Below are 1,187 nucleotides of genomic sequence, written 5' to 3'. Positions count from 1 at the left end.
GAGGTCCAGGCCGGGGCCGGGCTCGATCAGGGCGATGTCCCGGCCGCCCGGCCCGCGGACCCCGGCCGCCATACCCGGGCCCGCCCAGGGGCCCCAGCCGAGCGAGACCCAGGGCCGGCCCGACGAGCGCAGTCGGTGGGCGAAGGTGTCCAGGAAGGCGTTGGCGGCGGCGTAGTTGGCCTGGCCCGCCCAGCCGGCGGCGCCCGCCGCCGAGGAGTACAACACCACGAAGTCCAGGGGCAGTTCGCGGGTCACCCGCTCCAGCTGGAGCGCGCCCAGGACCTTGGGCGCGAACACCCCGGCGAGGGATCCGTGTTCCTGTCGGAGCACCAGCCGGTCGTCCAGCACCCCGGCGGTGTGCACCACGCCACGCAGCCGGGGCCCGAACTCCGCGAAGAGGGAGTCCGCGTCGGCTCCGTCCGCGATGTCCGCCGACCGCACGTGGACCTCGGCGCCGGTCTCGCGCAGTCGGCCGATCCGCTCCCGGGCGTCGGTCCCGGGCGCGTTGCGGCCGACCAGGACGACTTCCCCGGCACCGCGCTCGACCAGTCGCTCGGCGGCGAGCAGACCGAGCGCCCCGAGCCCTCCGACGACCAGATAGGCGCCGTCGGGCCGTACGGCGACCGGCTCCCCCAGCACGTCCCGCGCCCGCGCTTCGACCAGGTCACGACGCAGACGTACGCCGTCGCGCAGGGCGATCTCCACTCCGTCGCGGGCGGCGGCCAGTTCGTCCACCGCGTCGGCGGGGTCGGCCGCCGGATTCGGGTCGAGGTCCAGCAACAGACAGTCGAGTTCGGGGTGTTCGATCCGCACGGTACGCACCAGCCCCCACACCGCGGACCGGCCCTCGCCGGCGGACCCGCCGTCCACCGGCTGGGCGTCGCGGGTCACGACACTCAGTCGCGGTGGTCGCGTGCCGCTCACCGCCAGCGCCTGTACGACGTGCAACACCCCGGCGCAGCTGAGCAGTTCGGCGTCGGCACGGGACACCGGGTCCCGGGCCGGGCGTCCGGCGCCGGTCACATAGATCACCTGGGTGAGTTCCTCGCCGTGGTCCGCGAGGGTCTTGCCGATCAGCTCCGCCACGGCGGTCGGGTCGGTGACATCCGTGCGGCGCAGGCCGTCCCGGGCTCCGGTGTCGGGCTCGGCGAGCCCCCGCACCACGTCGACACCGGCCGCAGCGGCGG

At 75.6% G+C, this 1,187-nt stretch carries 1 protein-coding gene; it reads right to left on the bottom strand.

Annotated features, from left to right (window positions below; translation table 11 throughout):
* On the bottom strand, positions 1–1,187 hold a 1,187-nt coding region (locus tag R6V09_RS53455), incomplete at both ends, for an SDR family NAD(P)-dependent oxidoreductase (protein WP_317888599.1).

This window comes from Streptomyces sp. W16, assembly GCF_033194735.1.
Lineage (GTDB): Bacteria > Actinomycetota > Actinomycetes > Streptomycetales > Streptomycetaceae > Streptomyces.
This window is presented reverse-complemented; position numbering and strand designations above follow the sequence as displayed.